The organism is Caballeronia sp. dw_276 (assembly GCF_018449635.1).
GTDB lineage: Bacteria > Pseudomonadota > Gammaproteobacteria > Burkholderiales > Burkholderiaceae > Caballeronia.
The window spans coordinates 112,989-130,318 of the sequence record NZ_JAAVUV010000006.1 but is presented as its reverse complement, the minus strand read 5'-3'; the positions used below and the strand labels follow the sequence as shown (position 1 = coordinate 130,318).

Sequence of the window (17,330 nt, the reverse complement as noted above, 5' to 3'; positions counted from 1 at the left end):
AGAAACGTCAGGCCGTCTTGTACTGATTCCGCGCTTCCGTTGACCGGTACAAGACCAACGTCGCGATCAACCCGCAGATGGCGGCGAGCCCCATCCATACGCCCGGCGCCGCCTTGTTGCCGGTCGCGTGGATCAGGTAAGTCGAGATTGCCGGCGTGAAGCCGCCGATAGTCGTGGCAAGGCTATATGCAAGCGAGAAGCCTGTCGTGCGCACTTCGACCGGCATGACTTCGGTCAGCGCGACCACCATTGCGCCGTTATAGCTGCCGTACAGGAACGAAAGCCACAATTCCACGCCCAGCAGCCGCAGGAACGACGGATCGGCGACGAGCCATTGCACGGCCGGATACGACGTAAGAATGGTCAGGACCGTGAAGAACAGCAGCACCGGCCGGCGGCCGACGCGGTCCGACACCGCGCCTGAAAGCGGCAGCCACACGAGGTTCGACAAGCCAACGAACACCGTCACCACCAAGGTGTCGATGGAAGAAAGCTTGAGCACTTCCTTGCCGAACGTCGGGGTGTACGCGGTGATCATGTAGAACGACACGGTCGTCATGATCACCATGCCCATGCCCGCGAGCACGATGCCCCAGTTGGACGCCATCGACTTCATGATCTCGCTCATCGACGGCCGGTGTTTGCGCGCGAGGAACTCATCGGTTTCCTGCAACGAACGGCGGATGATGAACAGGAACGGCACGATCAGGCAGCCGATGATGAACGGCACACGCCATCCCCAGGCCGTCATCTGGTCGGGCGGCAAGATCCGGCTCATGACCACGCCGATCAGCGCCGCGAACACCACCGCGACTTGCTGGCTGCCCGATTGCCACGAGCAATAAAAACCCTTGTTGCCCTTGGTCGCGATCTCGGACAAATACACCGACACGCCTCCCAGCTCTACGCCGGCCGAAAAGCCTTGCAGCAAGCGCCCGGCCAGAACGATGATCGGGGCAAGCACCCCAATGGTCGCGTACCCCGGGATCACCGCGACCAGCAGCGTGCCGATCGCCATCATGGTCAGCGTGAGAATCAGGCCCTTCCGGCGGCCATGATGATCGATATACGCGCCGAGCACGATGGCGCCGATCGGCCGCATCAGGAAGCCGGCGCCGAACACCGAGAGCGCAAGCATCAGCGATGCAAATTCGTTACCGCTCGGAAAGTACGTCTTCGCGATGGCCGAGGCGTAGTAGCCATAGACCATGAAGTCGTACATTTCGAGGAAGTTGCCGCTGACGACGCGAAATACGGACTTCGCCTTCGACTCGTTCACGGGCGTTGCATGTGAAGGGGTGGACATGACTATCTCTAAGATTTGTATCGGAAAACGCCGGCCGATTCGCACGCCAAGAGCATGGATCGACGCGGCATGAAACGCTGGAGTTGATTGCACCCGGCTTTGGGTTGCGCGGTGGCAAAACGCCGAATGCCTGTGTAAGCTTCGCCGGTTGCAAACCGGCAAAAACTTCTCAAAATGACGCAAAACAACAAAGATAGTGACGAATAAGGGTTAACCAGAACATCAACCTGTAAATTTCGCGCACTGTACACGCCGCCAATATTACAACGCGAACGCGAAACGCGCCCATGCAAACTTCGCGTATTTGCCGCTAAAACAGCTTAACTTTGCCTTACATATGCCTATCTATAAGCCTACAAATTCGCAACCGCCGGCGGGGCTCGTTTTGCAACCGGCGACATTAAAGGAAGCGGCGCTTATCGCCGACATGCATGCAAGGAGTTGGGCAAAAGCGTATCGGGGAATCCTGCCGGACACGTATCTCGACGACGAACTGGCCGGCGACCGCGCAGCGCACTGGAGCACGCGTTTTGACGAACTCGCCGATGGCGCGGGCGAAGTGTTTATTGCGTACATCGACGGGAAGGCGGCAGGGTTCGTATGCGTGATCGCACCCGACGAAACCGGCAGCGTGCTGGTCGATAACTTGCACGCCATGCCGGAAGCGAAGGGAACGGGTCTCGGCACCGCGATGCTCGAAACCGCCGCGAAATGGGCGGCGGACCGCGGTGCGAAGAACCTGCATCTCTATGTGCTCGAACCGAATGTTGCGGCTATCGGGTTCTATGAGTCGCGTGGATGGCGTTTGGCGGGACGTGAAGATGACACGATGGGCGGCATCAATATCATTGCGCTGCGCTATACCCGTCCGATCGGCTGATGCCTCGGGGTTTGCTTTGCCTTCACGGAACCGCTGGCGTAATCTCGCTCAACGCCTCTCGCCGGACGGTGCACTAAGCATCCGGATCGGTTCGGCGTGGTCCGCTGAAACGTGCGTTGCGTCCGTATCAATCAGCGATTTTTTTTCACTCCGAGTGCCTTCCAAAGGCGGAACTAAGAAGGTTCTGAGCGACGCCCAAGCCGCTGCTGGGTATGATCGAGGGCTGTTCTGTGGCGGGTCCGGCAAGGTGAAGTATCTGTCACCTTGGCAGCAACATCCGGGCGATGTCCACACGGCTGCCCCGCTTGTTAGTTCGTTGAGCAGTCCTGACGCCCGCTTTCGGAAATGAGAAAAAGATGAATGCTCCTCTGGTCGTTGTACAAGGCGATCTTCTTCTGCCAACTTTGTACCCGCTTGCCGGTATGCCTAGCGCCGTGTATGGCGAAGAGTGGACGCTGACGAGCGCGCGCCCGGCTTTGACCGAATACGAAATTCCGTTTTACGCGGCGCGATTTCTTACGGCTTATGTCAGTCCGCTCTCGCTTCCCAACGAGCGTTTTCCGTACACGCCGGCAAGCCTCTGGGGCAAGTTCAGACGCAATGACCAAATGCTGCAGACCGAGCAGAACACCCTTGCCGCTGCGTCCTTCCAAGCCGAACCACCGCCCCCGGAACCCGCGCCGTTCGCATTCGAGCCGTTCACCGCGCCGGACGATCGCATGGTCAGAACTCCGCCTGCAAACGATCGTCGCAAACAGGTTGCCGGCGGCGCGATTGCACTGGCTTGCGCTGCGTTTATCGCGTGGGCGTTGTTTGGTACACGGATCGGTCATCAGAATCCGGAAGCACAGCCGGCCGTGGTTGCGTTGAAGGAAACGCCCGTGGCCAAGCCTGCGGTGGTTGCGGCGGCTCCGTCTGTCGCTGCAGTTGCGCCGGCTGCTACTTCTAGTGCTTCTTCCGCCTCTACTTCGGCTATAGCTTCTACCCAACCTGCCGCCGTGGCTTCGTCAAAGCCTTCGACTGTTGCGGTCGCGGCTTTGCCTGCATTGCAGACACCTTCCGCGCCGGCGGTTGCGGCGCCGGCAAGCATGGTTTCGAATGCAAGCGCCAAGCCGTCATCGCGCGCCACTGTGGTCGCCAGCAACACCACGCCGGCCAGCGCCAGCAAGGCGACGGCGCGTACAACAAAGCCGCCGGTTATCGCGCAAACGAAACCGCAAGTTGTTGCACAAGCGCCGGAGCGTGACCGCGTAAAGGTCAACGCCAAGGGCAAGCGTTTTGCAGCCGCGAACCGCGAGGCGCGCAGCTACGAAGTCGTACAACGACGCCATGGTCACGAATATCAGGGCACGCCGGTTTATCGCAGCAGCGGATTCGACGCGCCGCTTGCGTCGCCAGGCCGCCGCTCCCAGCCGCGCGACGATATGCGCACGGCCTCGTCGGGTTCATCGCTTAGCGTTGCCGAGATGTACAACATGCTCGCGCACTCAGCCGTCCTCGACGACAACAGCGGCGCCTCCCGCCAGACCGTTCGCGCAACTTCGCGCTCGGGTTCGGGCGATTCATCGAACTGGAGTTCCGATCTCAGCCAACGCCGTGTCACCGATCCGGGATCGCAATTCCTGAAGTAATCGCGCGTCGACCGGACGGTCTCGTGGCGGCAAAGGCGTGGCGTGTTTTGAATGCGTCACGCCTTGCATCGACCCTCAATCAATCTAGAAGCCTCGCACTATGAAGTCCTGTTCCACCTCCACCCTTCTGCAAGCATTGTTTGTTGTTGTCATCGGATTCGGCTCGACCGTCGTCAATGCTTATCAGCCCGTAGGCACGCTGCTCTCAGCAACGGGTCTTGCCGACCCCGTCCGTCCGGTACCCGCCTATGGCTCCATGGATGATTTCAAAGATGGCAGCGACGGCACGACCAGCGGCCAGGCCGCGGGCAACGTATCGGAACTCAGACAGATGGTTCAGGCGAAACAGCTCACCGAGTTGCGCGTCACGTACAACGGCAACTATGGCGCGGCGCTTTTTTTCTATCCGCAAGAGATGGTGTATTACGTCGCGCTGTTCCAGGACAAGAATTTCTGGCGCGTGGTGAAGTCGCAGGACAACATGCACGCGGAAACGGTCTATGCGCAGTTCGCGCGGAAGAGTTATTCGCTCGCCGAGGGCGAGATCCAGCGCACGCAACTGCAGGCGCAAAAGGCGTTGCTGGAACGCGTGATCGCGGTGTCGAACGATCGGGCGCAGCGGCTGACAGCGGACCTTTCCATTGCCCGCGCACAGGAAAGCGAAGTGTCGCAACGGCAGCAGCAAATGCAGGCTGAATCCATGGCGTTGCAGAACGACAAATCCAACGCCGAGCGCCGTTTGCGCGCGCTGCAACAGCAGGTCAAGCAGCTTCAGGATCAGAACGAAGCGGGAATCGTGCAGTAAGTTTCATTGCCGCAAACAAATCAAAGGCCGCTTCAACTGACGTTGAAGCGGCCTTTGTCGTTTTGCATAGCTCGTTCCGAACGCAGCTTCAGAAGCGCGTTTCGCGCGCCACGCGCAGGAATGTATCGAGCAGCGGCGTGCAGTCGAGCAACTCGTCGCCGCCCGCACGATGAAACTCCGGATGCCATTGCACGCCCATCACGAACGGCGCCTTCCTGTAACGCACGGCTTCGATAATGCCATCCGCCGCAGATACCGCCTCGATGTTCAGATCGCGGCCAATCGTCTTGACTGCCTGATGGTGGATCGAATTGACGAGCGCGTCGCGGCGGCCGGGGAACATGTTGACGAGCGTCGAGCCATCGGGGAAACGAATCGGATGACGATGCTGGTCGTATTGCTCATTGACGTGGATGCCGGCCGTCGGGACGTCGGTGGCAATGTCCTGATACAGCGTGCCGCCGAACGCCACGTTGATGAGCTGACAACCGCGGCATACGCCGAGGACCGGCTTGCCCGACTCGATGAACTCATGCAGCAGCTCAAGCTCATACATGTCGCGGACACGGTCCCCGGGCCATTCGTGGCGCGTCGCCGCTTCCGCGTAGGATTGCGGCGATACATCCGCGCCGCCCTGAAGCAACAGGCCATCGAGATGCTTGGCGTAATCGCGCAGCCGGATGTTGCTCGGATGCAGCATGCCCTGATGACCGACCGTTGGGATCATGAACACGAGCACGTCGCGCGACATCACCCAGTGTGCAATCGATTCTTCCAGGTACTGAAGCGTCTTGCCGCGCAGGCCTTTGGCACCCGGTTCAGGGTGGAAGATCCGCGCCGATACACCAATCTTCAGTGTTCGTTGCGTGATGCGCTGTCCGGCGCGATCGAAGATCTGCCGGGCACGCGCCTTGATCACGCGGCCGAACACCGACCATGCGGAATCGCTCTGTCGCAAATAAGCGGGCGGCGCTTGCTTGCCGCCAGGCGCTTCCGGCGGTATGGGCGGCGGATGGAACGTGCCGAAATCAGGCGCCGCCGTGAATTCCGGAGGCAGTGCACTGGCGCGCGATGTCACGGTTTCCGTGTTTATTTCCACGGTTTCCGCGGCTTGCGCTTCGGTCGCGGTTTGGACCTCTTCCGCGAGGCTCGCCTGCGCTTCGGTCGCCGACTCGATCTCCGCGGCCAAGCCCGGCTTTAGACCAAGCGGCTTGCTCGCGGATGGCGCATGGGCCGCACTTTCTTGCGCGGACGTAGCGCTCGCCGCCGACTTGCGAGCTTCGGCTGCATCGTCGCGCTGGGCTTTGGCTGCGTCGACGGGTTCGACGGTCGATGCGCTCGATGGCGCATCCGTCGAGGCCCGCTCCGCAGCGCTTGCACCGGGGCCTGGCTGCGCGGCCGCGGGGACATCGGTGGTTTTTTGGGATGACGCGGACGGGACGGCCGGATCGGGATTGGGGATATGCGCACCTGAGTGCGAACCGGAGCCCATTGAACCCGCGGTATTTTCGGGCTTGCCCGAGTTTGACGACTTGTTTTCGCTCATTCCGATAGAGGCGCAGTGCGCTTTAAGAATGGTCAGAGTTCAATTATCCGCCTCTGGTCCGGGGGCGGCAAACCATCAAACAATTGCTCACATTACCAGAGGAAAGAAACATTTCATGCTAATCAATGATCCCGCGGCTCTTCAAAAGTTTCTCGCAGCGCGATCTGCATCGTCGCGTGGATCTTCACGCACCAGCGCCATAACACGGTCAGCAACAGCGCCGCGCAGACAAGCACCGCAATCATCAGGCCGAATGGCGGAAGAATGCCGCCCGACAATACGGTGACCAGCAAGAAGACCCCGAACATCGCGAGAATCGGGATCAGGCCGGAGATCGCGGAGCGCAACGCGCTGGTGAAGCGCCCTGCCTTCGCCGGCTGCACGCTGACTTCGGCCAGCATCAACGCAAGCGACTCGAGCTTCCGGTAAACCGCGACGAGAAACGGCATCGATACCAGCAATGCGGCGCTCCAGATGGCGACGCGCTGCGCGTCGTTGGAAGGCAGCCAGCGGGCCAGATAGCTCGTGGCTACCGGTGCCGAATAGGAGGCCGCGAGAAAGATGGCGGCGACCAGCGCAAGATTGACCGCTATCTGCAGCACGATCCGCCGCGTCATGCTGAAGAGCGTCGGGCCGGATGTATCGGGCGAAAGGCTCGCGAGCCATTGCGAATACAAACCGAACGTATTGGCGACCGGAACCGGCATGGACCGGGCGATACGCCGCGTGATCGGATCGGCCGCCTTGATCAGGTATGGCGTGAACAACGTGGTCAACGCGGAGACCGCGACTGCGATCGGATACAGGAAACTGCTCGTCACTTTCAGCGATACCCCCAGCGACGCGATGATGAACGAGAACTCCCCGATCTGCGCGACGCTCATGCCGACGCGCATCGACGTGCGCCCGTCCCTGCCCGCAAGGAAAGTCCCGAGCCCGCACGACACAATCTTGCCGAACACCACCGCGATGGTGATGACGGTAATCGGCCACCAGTAATCGACGAGCACCGCCGGATTGAGCATCAGCCCGATGGTCACGAAAAAGATGGCAGAAAACATGTCGCGAACCGGCGCGATCAGGTGCTCGATCCGCTGCAGGTTTCGCGATTCGGCCATGATTGCGCCAATCAAAAACGCCCCCAACGCGATGCTGTAGTCCAGCTTCACGACAAGCAAACAGAAGCCGAAACAGAAGCCAAGCACCGTGACGAGCAGCATCTCGTCACTCTTGGCCTTGGCAACGTAATCCAGTGCACGCGGCACGATCAGGATGCCGATGACCATCGATACCGTCATGAACAGCAGCAACTTTCCAAGCGTGATGAACGCCACGCCCGCCGACACCGATCCCGTCTGCGCGATACCCGACAACAGCACAAGCATGGCGATCGCGAGAATGTCCTCGACAATCAAAATGCCAAAGATCAGTTGCGCGAACGGCTCGCCCTTCATGCCGAGTTCGGAGAGCGCCTTGACGATGATCGTGGTCGAAGAAATGGCCAGCATGGCGCCGAGGAACAGTGAATCCATCGCGTTCCAGCCGAACCATTGACCGATTTCATAGCCAATCCAGATCATCAGCACGATCTCGGACGCGGCCGCCACGAAAGCCGTCGCCCCGACCTTGAAAAGCTTTTTCAGGCTGAATTCGAGCCCGAGCGAAAACATCAGGAACACCACGCCGAGTTCGCCGAGCGTCTGGATGGTGGCTTCGTCGTGAATAAGCTGAAAAGGCGGCGTGTACGGCCCGATAATCACGCCCGCCACGATATACCCCAACACGACTGGCTGCTTCAGGCGATGAAATAACACGGTGACGACGCCTGCGATCGCCATGATTACCGCCAGATCTTGTATGAAGCCGATCGCGTGATGCATCCACAAATCCTTACAAAAAGCACACAGGGACGCTGATAGTACCGCAACGAATATTTACATTGATGACGGGGAGATGCAGAACGGGGGCAAAACGGGACACGCCATCGGACTCGGCCGATAACGTCAAAAGACAAGCCCGACCGTCAGTTGGTCGCGCTTAAAGCGTATAACGGCCTGAAGCTGCGTCAGGCCGCTTTTGCACGAAGTCCGCTCAAACGGCGGCTTCGTCTTCCTCGCCAGTGCGGATACGGATCACGCGCTCGACGTCAGTCACAAAGATCTTCCCGTCGCCGATCTTCCCGGTACGGGCCGCCCCGATGATGGCGTCGATCACCTGATCCGTTTGCGAGTCTGCCACGACGACTTCGATCTTCACCTTCGGCAGGAAGTCGACAACATACTCCGCCCCGCGATACAGCTCGGTATGGCCCTTCTGCCGGCCAAAACCCTTGACCTCGGTAACCGTCAGGCCAGTTAGACCAGCTGTGGCGAGAGCCTCGCGAACTTCGTCCAGCTTGAACGGCTTGATGACTGCGGTAATGCTTTTCATGGCGCGCCTCGTAAATGATGACGCCACATGCGTGGCGAGATGTGCGGATGGGTAGATAACGAATTTCGAATCGATGCTTTGATTCTAGCTGCGTTTTCACAGTTCACCGCAAGCATCTCGCTCCAACACCTGAAGATCTCGCCGAAACTCACCGATATACGCGGATTTCACGCGCAAATCTGGTGCAAACGCCTCAATCCGCAGGAATGTTCTTCAAATCGTTCATCCAGACGATGGATTCCGAATCGCTCGGTGCGCGCCAGTCGCCCCGCGGCGAAAGTGAACCACCGGTGCCGACCTTCGGCGCATTCGGAATACAGGAACGCTTGAACTGGCTGGTTCTGAAGAAGCGGTCGAGGAAGATGCCAAGGTTGCGTTTGATGTCGCCCAACTCGTACTGGTTGCGCGCAACGTGAGCCCCTTCCGGCCAGTCGCCCGCGTCGCGATCCTTCCAGGCCGTGTATGCAAGGAACGCCACCTTGGACGGCGAGAAGCCGAAGCGCAGCGTGTAGTAAAGGTTGAAGTCCTGCAACTCGTACGGCCCGATCACGCTCTCTGTTTTCTGCTCGGGTGCACCATTCGCTTTGCCCGGAACGAGTTCGGGACTGATATCGGTATTCAGGATGTTGATCAGGACGTCCGAGCCGGAATTGCCGATCTGTCCCGTCTCGGCGACCCACCGGACCAGATGCGTGATCAGCGTTTTCGGGACGCTGGCGTTCACGTTGTAGTGCGACATGTGATCGCCCACGCCGTAGGTGCACCATCCAAGCGCGAGCTCGCTCAGATCGCCCGTCCCGATCACGATGCCGCCCTTGAAGTTGGCGAGCCGGAACAGATGATTCGTCCGTTCCCCTGCCTGAACGTTCTCGAACGTGATGTCGTACTCTTCCTTGCCGGAAGCATACGGGTGACCGAGGTCCTTCAGCATCTGCTCGCAACTTGGGCGGATATCGATTTCGCTTGCTGAGCAGCCGACCACTTCCATCAGTTGCCGTGCTTGGGACAAGGTCCGGTCACTGGTTGCAAAACCCGGCATGGTCACGCCGAGGATGTTCGTGCGCGGCAGCTTGAGACGGTCCATGGCCTTCGCGCAGACGAGCAACGCGTGCGTTGAATCAAGCCCCCCCGAGATACCGATCACCACCTTCGAAATGCCACTCGCCGACAAGCGCTGCACGAGCGCCTGCACCTGGATGTTGTAGACCTCGTTGCAGCGCTCGTCACGGCGCTTCGCGTCCGACGGCACGTAGGGGAACCGCTCCACCACGCGGTCGAGCGGCAACGCACGGGTGAGTGGAAGGTCCAGCTCGAAGCGAATGGTTTCGAATGCGGAGACTTCGTCGGCGTGACGTCGCACCGACTGGCCAAACGTGGTCTGCCGCATGCGTTCGCGCGAAAGGCGCTCAAGGTCGATGTCGGCGAAAACAAGATGCGACATATCCAGGAAACGCTCGGATTCCGCGAGCAGCTCGCCGTTTTCGTAGATGATCGCCTGACCGTCCCACGCGAGGTCCGTCGTTGATTCGCCCCGTCCCGCCGATGTGTACAGATACGCGGAAAGGCATCGGGCGGATTGCTGCGAGACCAGTTGGTGCCGGTAGCCCGCCTTGCCCACCACCACGTTCGACGCCGACAAATTCACCAGCACGGTCGCGCCCGCCAGCGCAGCAAACGATGACGGAGGAATCGGCACCCAGACGTCCTCGCAAATCTCCACGTGGAAGCGGAACAGCGGCATATCGGCGATTTCGAACAGCAGCGACGATCCGAACGGCACGTCCGATCCCAGCAAGTTCACCCGGTCGACCGACGCGTTTTCGGCCGCGCTGAACTGCCGCGCTTCGTAGAACTCGCCGTAATTCGGCAGATAGCTCTTCGGCACGACGCCCTGAATCCGGCCACCCGCGATCACAACGGCGCAGTTGAAAAGCGTATGCTCCACGCGCAACGGCATGCCTACGATCATTGCAATGGACGAGTTCTTCGACGCCGCCACCACCGTTGCAAGCGCCTCCTCACAGGCGTCGAGCAAGGCGCGCTGGTGGAACAGGTCGTCGCACGTATAAGCCGAGATGCCGAGCTCCGGGAACGCCACGAGCACGGCGCCGTTCGCCGCCGCCTGCTTCGCCAGTTCGATGGTTTCGGCTGCGTTGAATGCAGGATCGGCGACTTTGCAGCGCGGCACACCCACCGCCACGCGCGCGAAATCGTGGCTATAGAGGTTGAAGAATCGGTTTTTCATCTTGAGCTTGTCCATACGATGCCCCGCATTCAGGGGTCCTGTTCCGGCGCATGACGGGTTGAGGGTTATCGCTGCAAGAGCGAAAGCATTTCGACATGATAATAAGTCGAGTTGCAGTTTCCCGGCGTGTATTAGCTCCGACGTTGGCTATTTGGCCGGGTATCGTGCGGATCTTTAACCCTTTTTTCGGAAAGGCGTGTGCGCTTCGAGCTCCTGGATGTGCTGATCCATTGCAGCCGTTTCTTCGTCCAGAAACTCGCTGATCGCGTGCGCGAACCGGGGGTCCGCGACCCAATGTGCGGACCACGTCGGCGTGGGCAGCATGCCGCGCGACATCTTGTGCACGCCTTGCGCGCCGCCCTCGAACCGCGCCAGCCCGTTCACGATGCAATATTCGATGCCCTGCATATAACACGTCTCGAAATGGAGCCCCGAGACAAACTCTTTCGTGCCCCAGTAACGGCCGAACATCACGTCGCCGCCGATCATGTTCAGCGCGCACGCGAGCCGTTTGCCATCGGCTTCGGCGATCACGAGCAGCATGCTTTCGGGCGCAGCCGCGTGAATCTGGCCGAAGAATTCACGCGATAAATACGGCGGATTCCAGTGCTCGCGATACGTGTTTTCGTAGCACGCGTAGAAGAAATCGAGCGCATCCGTATCGATTTGCGCGCCGCGCAGCCAGGTGTAACTCACGCCGGCGTCGGTGACGCGGCGGCGGTCCTGCTTTACCTTCTTGCGCTTGTCGTGGCTCATGGTGGCGAGAAACGCGTCGAAGCTTTCATAGCCGCCCGGGGCGTTCTCCCAATGAAACTGCACGCCTTCGCGTAACATGTAACCGGCTTCCGTCAGCGCTTCAAGGTCCTGTTCCTGCGGAAACAGCACATGCAGCGACGAAAGCTCCAGCTGCTTCGACAATTCGATCGCCCCGCGCGCCAGCATCACGCGCTCTTCGTGCGTGGCCGCGATCAGGCGCGGGCCGGTCACAGGCGAAAACGGCACCGCCGATAACCCCTTCGGATAGTACGGAATGCCGTTGCGCTCGAAGGCGTCGGCCCAGGCGTGATCGAACACGTACTCGCCGCGCGAATGTTTCTTGAGATAAAGCGGCATGACGCCGGCAAGCTGGCCGTCGCGTTTGAGCAGCAGGAAATGCGGACGCCAGCCGGTTCGCGCGACCGCGCAACCCGTGTCCTGCAATGCCGAGAGGAATTCGTGGCGGACGAACGGGTTGTCGCCGGCGAGACGGTTCCATTCGTCCGGGCTCACGGTGTCGAGCGAATCGACTACATGTATTTCGACCGTGCGGTTCAACAGGCTTACCTCGCTTCGGGCTTGTTCGTGGCTGCTGCCGTGCGCTTGATGCAGCGCGGAACAGTTATTCTCGCCGAAGTCGCGGGTTTTTGTCGGAGCGGGGTTTATGGCCAGGGCTTAAGCGATAATGCGCGGCATCCGGTTTTCACCTTCCGCCTCATGCCCTGGTTTCTGTATCTGATCGAATGCGTCGACGGAAGTCTCTACACCGGGATTGCCACCGATGTCGAAGCGCGTTTCGCCAAACACCTGAGCGGCGATGGCGCGAGGTATACCCGATCGCGCAAGCCGGTGGCCGTGCGGGCTTCGTTCGAGCTCAGTGGGCGAGCGGAGGCTTCGCGGGCGGAGTATTGGGTGAAGCGGCTGACGGTGACGCGGAAGTGGCGCTTGGTTGCGGGTGAGTTGACGCTGGCGGAAGTTATACCAGCGGAAGAAGCTGAAGATGAAGACGCCCCTCCGGTCGAGACGTAAAAAAACCGCCCAGTCCTGCCATGAGGCAAGACCGGGCGGTCTTCTGTACTTCAAAAGTTGGCTTCTAACCTTACTTTTTGAAGTTAGCCACGCCTTCGGTAATTTCCTTGTGGGCTGCTTCCACGCCCTGCCAGCCTTCGACCTTCACCCACTTGCCCTTCTCGAGCGCCTTGTACTGCTCGAAGAAATGCTTGATCTGGTCCTTCAGGTATTCCGGCACGTCATCGACGGTCTTCATGTGCGCCGTCATCGGGCAAATCTTGTCGTGGGCGACCGCGACCAACTTAGCGTCCACGCCCGATTCATCCGTCATCTGCAACATCCCCAGCGCGCGCGCGCGAACCACCGAGCCTGCCAGCAGCGGAAACGGCGTGATCACCAGTACATCGACCGGATCGCCGTCGCCGGAAAGCGTTTGCGGGATGAAACCGTAGTTCGCCGGGTAACGCATGCCCGTGCCAATAAAACGGTCGACCACGAGCAAGCCCATGTCCTTGTCCGCCTCGTACTTCACCGGATCGCTTTGCGCCGGGATCTCGATGATCACGTTGAAGTCCTGCGGAAGATCCTTGCCTGCGGGTACGTTGTTGAAGCTCATGAGCACTCTCTTCGATGTAGAAATTCGGGGTCGGGAGATTAGACGAACGGGACGAATCCGTACGCGCCAGAAATCGGATTTTGCTGCGTTGCGGCAATACACGTAAAACCTGGAGGTTCGGGCCGCGATGCTCTTTTCATGCCGCGTGCGCGCCCATCAAGCCGCGTATTTACGTCATTATAGCCAATCGAAGCGCGCAATCCGGCGTCGGCGAACGGCCGGGAAGACAGCGCAAAGCAGGCTCGAAGCATCGCGTGCGGCATGGCCGTCGGACAACAAACGGACCGCGCGCGTCCATTCAACCAAGCTACGGAGACAGGAGTCAGGCATGGAAGAAGCAAAGCATTTCATCGGCAACAAGTGGGTCGGGGCGGCGAGCAACGAGACGATTCCCGTCCTCGATCCCTCCGATGGCCAGGTTTTCGCGCAACTCGGCCGCGGCAATGCGGCGGATATTGACCGGGCGGTTCAGGCGGCACGGCGCGCCTACGAGGGCGAGTGGGGCCATGCAAGCGCAGCGGATCGCGGACGCGTGTTGTATCGGTTGTCGATGATCGTGGCCGCCCATCAGGACGAACTCGCCCATCTCGAAGCACGCGATACCGGCAAACCACTCAAGCAGGCGCACGCCGACGCAGCGGGCATCGCGCGGTATTTCGAGTTCTACGCCGGCGCCGCCGACAAGCTGCACGGCGAAACCCTGCCCTATCAAAACGGCTTCACCGTGCTGACCATCCGCGAACCGCACGGCGTGACCGGGCACATCGTGCCTTGGAATTACCCGCTGCAAATCTTCGGGCGCAGCGTCGGCGCGGCGCTCGCGGCGGGCAACGCGTGCGTGGTGAAACCGGCGGAGGACGCGTGTCTGTCGATATTGCGTATCGCCGAGCTCGCCGCCGAGGCTGGATTGCCCGAAGGCGCGCTGAACATCGTCACGGGTTACGGATACGAGGCCGGAGCGGCGCTCGCGCGGCATCCGGGCATCGATCATATTTCGTTCACAGGGTCGCCCACGACAGGCGCAGCCGTAGTCAAGATGGCCGCCGATAACCACGTTCCCGTCACGCTCGAACTCGGCGGCAAGTCGCCGCAGATCGTATTCGCCGATGCCGACTTCGATGCCGCTATCCCCGTCCTCGTGTCGGCGATCGTGCAGAACGCCGGGCAAACGTGTTCGGCGGGAAGCCGCGTGTTGATCGAGCGCTCAGCGTATGAGCCGCTGCTCGACCGTCTGAGCGAGGCGTTCAGCGCCCTGAAGGTCGGTCCGAGCAAGCTCGATCTGGATTGCGGCCCGCTCATCAGCGCGAAGCAGCAGCAGCGCGTGTGGGATTTTCTATCCGATGCACAGCACGACGGCATCGCGATGGCCGCGCAGGGCGAAGTGGTTTCAGAAGCGCCGGAAGCTGGCTTTTATCAGGCGCCGACGCTTCTGCGCGACGTGCCGCCGTCGCACCGTCTGGCGCGGGAAGAAGTGTTCGGCCCGGTCCTCTGCGCGATGCCTTTCGACGACGAAGCCGACGCCGTGAAGCTTGCCAACGGCACGGACTTCGGCCTGGTCGCCGGCGTCTGGACACGCGATGGCGGACGGCAAATGCGCATCGCCCGGAAGGTGCGATCGGGGCAAGTGTTCATCAATAACTACGGCGCAGGCGGCGGTGTCGAATTGCCGTTTGGCGGAGTCAAGCACTCTGGACACGGCCGCGAGAAAGGCTTCGAAGCGTTATATGGATTCACGGTGCTTAAAACCATCGCTATTAAACACGGCTAATTAATCAAGACCTGGAGACGACATGAGACTGCAAGGCAAGACAGCAATTGTGACGGGCGGCGGATCGGGATTCGGCGAAGGCATCGCGAAGACATTCGCGCGCGAAGGCGCGAATGTCGTGGTAAACGACCTCAACGGGGCATCGGCGGAACGGGTCGCGAGCGAGATTGCGGTGAGCGGCGGCAAGGCGATTGCGGTCGCCGGCGACGTGACGAAACAAGCCGACTGGAAGACGCTATTCGATGCCGCCATCGAAGACTTCGGCAGCGTTCAAATTGTTGTGAACAACGCCGGTACGACGCATCGGAACAAGCCGGTAATGGACGTGACCGAAGCCGAGTTCGATCGCGTGTATGCGGTGAACGTGAAGAGCATCTACCACAGCGTCACGCAATTCGTGCCCTACTTCCGGTCGGTCGGCGGCGGGTCGTTCATCAACGTGGCATCGACGGCGGGCGTGCGGCCGCGCCCCGGTTTGGTCTGGTACAACGGCAGCAAGGCGGCGGTGATCATCGCGAGCAAGGCGTTGGCCGTTGAGCTCGGGCCGGATCGCATTCGCGTCAACTGCATCAACCCGGTGATGGGCGAAACCGGCTTGCTGTCGGAATTCATGGGCATGGAAGACACGCCCGCGAACCGTCAGAAGTTCCTGTCCACGATTCCGTTGGGGCGCCTCTCGACGCCGCAAGACATCGCGAACGCGGCGCTGTATCTCGCCTCCGATGACGCCGAGTTCATCACCGGCGTCGCGCTCGAAGTGGACGGCGGACGCTGCGTATAAGGTCTTCGGGGAAAGCCCCTTGCTCGGTGTTTTCCCCATATAAAACAGGTGCTTGCAGAACCTGGTCAACGACTAGAATCGTTGTTCCAACCGATAAAAATATCCAGGAGACAGCATGGCCAGTACAGCGGGTGAGTTTCACCGACCGGGCGCGGGCGCGCCGCCTTCAGCCTTCGAGGCGGCAACGTACAAGAAAGTCGCGTGGCGGCTCTCGCCGTTGCTGCTGCTTTGTTATGTGGTCGCGTATCTGGATCGTGTGAATGTGGGTTTTGCCAAGCTGCAAATGTCCACCGATCTCGGCTTGAGCGACGCCGTTTATGGCTTCGGCGCAGGCATCTTTTTCTTCGGCTATTTCATCTTCGAGATCCCGAGCAACGTCATCCTGCACAAGGTCGGCGCGCGCGTGTGGATTGCGCGGATCATGATCACATGGGGCATTCTCTCGGCGCTCACGATGTTCATCACCACGCCCGCCATGTTCTACGTGATGCGGTTTTTGTTGGGCGTTGCCGAAGCAGGGTTTTTCCCCGGCATCATCTTGTACCTCACGTACTGGTTTCCTGCGGACCGGCGCGGTCGCATGACCACGTTGTTCATGACGGCGATTGCCGTCTCCGGGTTGATCGGCGGACCGGTGTCCGGCTGGATCATGAAGAACTTCGATGGCGTAAACGGCTGGCATTCATGGCAGTGGTTGTTCTTGCTGGAAGGCATTCCATCGATCGTGGTCGGGGTTCTAGTTTTCATTTTCATGGATGACCGGATCGCGAAGGCCAAGTGGCTGACTGCGGAAGAGCGTGAACTGCTGGAGCGGAATATTGCGAAGGACAATGTCGAGAAGGTCGATATGCCCGTGCGCGAAGTGCTGAAAAACGGCCGCGTGTGGCTGATGAGCCTGACGTACTTTTCGTTCGTGATGGGTTTGTATGGCGTGAGCTTTTGGTTGCCGACCATCATCAAGGCGACCGGGGTGAAGGATGCGTTGGATATTGGGTTGTTATCGGCGATTCCATTTGGCGCAGCGGTGATCGGGATGCTGCTGGTCGCGCGTAGTGCGGATAAGCGGGGTGAGCGCCGGTGGCATATTGCGGTGCCTGCGGCGGTCGGGGCATTGGGGCTGGTTTTATCGGTCGTGTGGTCGACGAATACACCGTTGGCGATGCTCGGTCTCACGCTGGCGACGATGGGTATTCTCACCACCCTGCCACTGTTCTGGAGTTTGCCGACGGCGTTTCTGGCCGGGACGGGTGCTGCCGCCGGGATCGCGATGATTAACTCGCTCGGGAATCTGGCGGGGTTTTTAAGCCCTTATCTCGTGGGATGGTTGAAGCAAGTAACCGCATCTAACGCCAGCGGCATGTATATGTTGGCTGCGTTTATGGTGCTTGGCGGGTTGCTCGCTTTGAGTGTGCCGAAGCGGATGGTTAATCGTTAAAGCCATGTTTGCGTCATCGAACGCGAGCGTTCGATGACGCAAACGCTCTCTGCTTGAAACCTAGGATCAAGCCGTCAATGTTTGTCAGCGACTGCAGAGCCACTCCTCCACGCTCCACCT

The 17,330-nt window shown here is 60.1% G+C and carries 14 protein-coding genes; 7 read left to right on the top strand and 7 right to left on the bottom strand.

Annotation, left to right across the window (positions count from 1 at the left end):
- Window positions 1-7: 7 nt before the first annotated feature.
- Complete coding sequence (locus HB633_RS14290; RefSeq protein ID WP_213778738.1) at window positions 8-1,306, bottom strand: MFS transporter; 1,299 nt, start codon at window positions 1,304-1,306, stop codon at window positions 8-10.
- A 337-nt stretch (window positions 1,307-1,643) separates the two neighbouring features.
- Between HB633_RS14290 and HB633_RS14285 the strand changes: the two genes are divergently transcribed.
- From HB633_RS14285 to HB633_RS14275, 3 genes are all read left to right on the top strand, one after another.
- Window positions 1,644-2,186 (top strand): GNAT family N-acetyltransferase, encoded by a 543-nt coding sequence (locus tag HB633_RS14285; RefSeq protein WP_213778737.1) that lies wholly within the window; start codon window positions 1,644-1,646, stop codon window positions 2,184-2,186.
- A gap of 356 nt (window positions 2,187-2,542) precedes the next feature.
- On the top strand, window positions 2,543-3,817 hold the full coding sequence (locus HB633_RS14280; RefSeq protein WP_213778736.1) for a hypothetical protein: 1,275 nt from the start codon (window positions 2,543-2,545) through the stop codon (window positions 3,815-3,817).
- Window positions 3,818-3,917: 100 nt separating this feature from the next.
- Window positions 3,918-4,622: a DUF2968 domain-containing protein gene (locus HB633_RS14275; protein WP_213778735.1), complete on the top strand. Its 705-nt coding sequence runs from the start codon at window positions 3,918-3,920 to the stop codon at window positions 4,620-4,622.
- An 88-nt stretch (window positions 4,623-4,710) separates the two neighbouring features.
- Here HB633_RS14275 and HB633_RS14270 read toward each other — a convergent pair whose 3' ends face one another.
- From HB633_RS14270 to HB633_RS14250, 5 genes are all read right to left on the bottom strand, one after another.
- Complete coding sequence (locus tag HB633_RS14270; RefSeq protein WP_213778734.1) at window positions 4,711-6,168, bottom strand: type 1 glutamine amidotransferase; 1,458 nt, start codon at window positions 6,166-6,168, stop codon at window positions 4,711-4,713.
- 122 nt (window positions 6,169-6,290) lie between these two features.
- Entirely contained in the window at window positions 6,291-8,048 is a 1,758-nt protein-coding gene (locus HB633_RS14265) for a cation:proton antiporter (protein ID WP_213778733.1), read from the bottom strand.
- Between the two features lie 211 nt (window positions 8,049-8,259).
- Complete coding sequence (locus tag HB633_RS14260) at window positions 8,260-8,598, bottom strand: P-II family nitrogen regulator (protein WP_213778732.1); 339 nt, start codon at window positions 8,596-8,598, stop codon at window positions 8,260-8,262.
- 193 nt (window positions 8,599-8,791) lie between these two features.
- Entirely contained in the window at window positions 8,792-10,843 is a 2,052-nt protein-coding gene (locus tag HB633_RS14255) for an NAD(+) synthase (protein WP_213778731.1), read from the bottom strand.
- Window positions 10,844-11,017: 174 nt separating this feature from the next.
- Entirely contained in the window at window positions 11,018-12,157 is a 1,140-nt protein-coding gene (locus HB633_RS14250) for a GNAT family N-acetyltransferase (RefSeq protein WP_213778730.1), read from the bottom strand.
- A 159-nt stretch (window positions 12,158-12,316) separates the two neighbouring features.
- On the opposite strand from HB633_RS14250, the gene HB633_RS14245 reads away from it, so the two are divergent.
- Complete coding sequence (locus HB633_RS14245; RefSeq protein ID WP_213779071.1) at window positions 12,317-12,628, top strand: GIY-YIG nuclease family protein; 312 nt, start codon at window positions 12,317-12,319, stop codon at window positions 12,626-12,628.
- Window positions 12,629-12,698: 70 nt separating this feature from the next.
- On the opposite strand, the gene ppa is transcribed toward HB633_RS14245, so the two are convergent.
- Window positions 12,699-13,226 carry an inorganic diphosphatase gene (ppa, locus tag HB633_RS14240; protein WP_060856118.1) on the bottom strand — a complete coding sequence of 176 codons (528 nt, stop codon included), beginning with the start codon at window positions 13,224-13,226 and terminating at the stop codon, window positions 12,699-12,701.
- A gap of 328 nt (window positions 13,227-13,554) precedes the next feature.
- Here ppa and HB633_RS14235 point away from each other — a divergent pair, with 328 nt between their 5' ends.
- From HB633_RS14235 to HB633_RS14225, 3 genes are all read left to right on the top strand, one after another.
- Window positions 13,555-14,994 (top strand): aldehyde dehydrogenase family protein, encoded by a 1,440-nt coding sequence (locus HB633_RS14235; RefSeq protein ID WP_213778729.1) that lies wholly within the window; start codon window positions 13,555-13,557, stop codon window positions 14,992-14,994.
- Window positions 14,995-15,016: 22 nt separating this feature from the next.
- Entirely contained in the window at window positions 15,017-15,775 is a 759-nt protein-coding gene (locus HB633_RS14230) for an SDR family oxidoreductase (RefSeq protein WP_213778728.1), read from the top strand.
- Window positions 15,776-15,890: 115 nt separating this feature from the next.
- The gene (locus HB633_RS14225) at window positions 15,891-17,210 is read left to right on the top strand and encodes an MFS transporter (RefSeq protein WP_213778727.1); all 1,320 of its coding nucleotides are present in this window, start codon (window positions 15,891-15,893) and stop codon (window positions 17,208-17,210) included.
- The last annotated feature ends 120 nt before the right edge of the window (window positions 17,211-17,330 follow it).

Coding starts and splice junctions, on each gene's coding strand:
- HB633_RS14225 (WP_213778727.1), top strand. CDS start 15,891: ATGGCCAGTACAGCGGGTGAGTTTCACCGACCGGGCGCGGGCGCGCCG.
- HB633_RS14245 (WP_213779071.1), top strand. CDS start 12,317: ATGCCCTGGTTTCTGTATCTGATCGAATGCGTCGACGGAAGTCTCTAC.
- HB633_RS14255 (WP_213778731.1), bottom strand. CDS start 10,843: ATGAAAAACCGATTCTTCAACCTCTATAGCCACGATTTCGCGCGCGTG.
- HB633_RS14270 (WP_213778734.1), bottom strand. CDS start 6,168: ATGAGCGAAAACAAGTCGTCAAACTCGGGCAAGCCCGAAAATACCGCG.
- HB633_RS14260 (WP_213778732.1), bottom strand. CDS start 8,598: ATGAAAAGCATTACCGCAGTCATCAAGCCGTTCAAGCTGGACGAAGTT.
- HB633_RS14265 (WP_213778733.1), bottom strand. CDS start 8,048: ATGCATCACGCGATCGGCTTCATACAAGATCTGGCGGTAATCATGGCG.
- HB633_RS14290 (WP_213778738.1), bottom strand. CDS start 1,306: ATGTCCACCCCTTCACATGCAACGCCCGTGAACGAGTCGAAGGCGAAG.
- HB633_RS14230 (WP_213778728.1), top strand. CDS start 15,017: ATGAGACTGCAAGGCAAGACAGCAATTGTGACGGGCGGCGGATCGGGA.
- HB633_RS14275 (WP_213778735.1), top strand. CDS start 3,918: ATGAAGTCCTGTTCCACCTCCACCCTTCTGCAAGCATTGTTTGTTGTT.
- ppa (WP_060856118.1), bottom strand. CDS start 13,226: ATGAGCTTCAACAACGTACCCGCAGGCAAGGATCTTCCGCAGGACTTC.
- HB633_RS14280 (WP_213778736.1), top strand. CDS start 2,543: ATGAATGCTCCTCTGGTCGTTGTACAAGGCGATCTTCTTCTGCCAACT.
- HB633_RS14235 (WP_213778729.1), top strand. CDS start 13,555: ATGGAAGAAGCAAAGCATTTCATCGGCAACAAGTGGGTCGGGGCGGCG.
- HB633_RS14285 (WP_213778737.1), top strand. CDS start 1,644: ATGCCTATCTATAAGCCTACAAATTCGCAACCGCCGGCGGGGCTCGTT.